At 36.7% G+C, this 942-nt stretch carries 1 protein-coding gene; it reads right to left on the bottom strand.

Going from position 1 to position 942, the window contains the following annotated elements; translation table 11 throughout:
* Nucleotides 1–479: 479 nt before the first annotated feature.
* Nucleotides 480–755 carry a hypothetical protein gene (locus tag ACWIX0_RS13845; protein ID WP_454174563.1) on the bottom strand — a complete coding sequence of 92 codons (276 nt, stop codon included), beginning with the start codon at nucleotides 753–755 and terminating at the stop codon, nucleotides 480–482.
* Between the last annotated feature and the right edge of the window lie 187 nt (nucleotides 756–942).

The raw sequence follows: 942 nt of genomic DNA, 5'->3' as shown, positions 1-942 counted from the left end.
GAATGGGGTAGTTTTTGTGCTTTGTGTGGTAGGTTTTTTGCTTGCGGGGAGAATGTGTGGCAAAAAAAAGCGCAAAAAAACGCGTAAAAAACGGGGATAAAAAAAGGCTTGTGGTGTGTGAGTTGGAGGGGGTTTTATGCAAAAAAATCGTGTGTGCGTGATAAAGATTTTGTGCGTAGTTTTGTGTGCTGTGTTTATGTTGTTTTTGTGTGTTTGTGGGTTTTTGTAGCGTGTTTTTGTGGTGTGGTTTTTAGATATTTTTTGCGTAAATCCTGCGTTTTTGCAATGCTAAAAATCCAAAAAAAAAACATAAAAGATTTGATTGTCTCTGCGCGAGGGGCAAAAAATAGCAAACAACGATAAAAAGCTAGCTTGCAAGCCTAAAAAAACTAAAAAAAACTAAAAAATACGCATAAGCAAAATCTAAAAAGCCTAAAAAAGCATAGTTTTGCCCTAAATTTTATATTTTTACCCAAAATCTAAGTATTTATATGCGCTTTTGTCTTGGTGTTTTTTGTCTTTGCGCGTGTGCGTGTGTCTATACCAAACGCCCGCTTAAATCGCCCTGCTATCGAAGTAAGAATGCCGATAAAACTTAACGCAGGCTTTTTGGCTCTTGCTAGTAGTTTGGCTTGGGGGGGGGTGCTAGATTTTGTGTTGCTAGCGTTGCTTAGTGGTGTGCTAGGTGTTGGTGTAGTTTTATTTTGCCATTGTGTTGCTAGCCACGCATTATGTATAATTTGGTTTAGATTCATTTTAGTTCCTTTTGTTGTGATTTGTTGTGTGTTTTTGGGTGTTTTTTGCTTTTTGTTTGTTGTGCTTTGTGTTTTTTTTTTTTTTTTTTGAGTGATTGTTGATTTTGCTTTAGCTAGCCATTGCTGTGGCTAGATATTGTTGCAAGGATTCTACTTGTTTAAGCACTTTTTGAGAGGCTAAAATCTG

It is taken from the genome of Helicobacter sp. T3_23-1059 (genome assembly GCF_053654515.1).
Note: the sequence above shows the minus strand (reverse complement) of the source record. Positions and strands in the feature narration are given on the sequence as shown.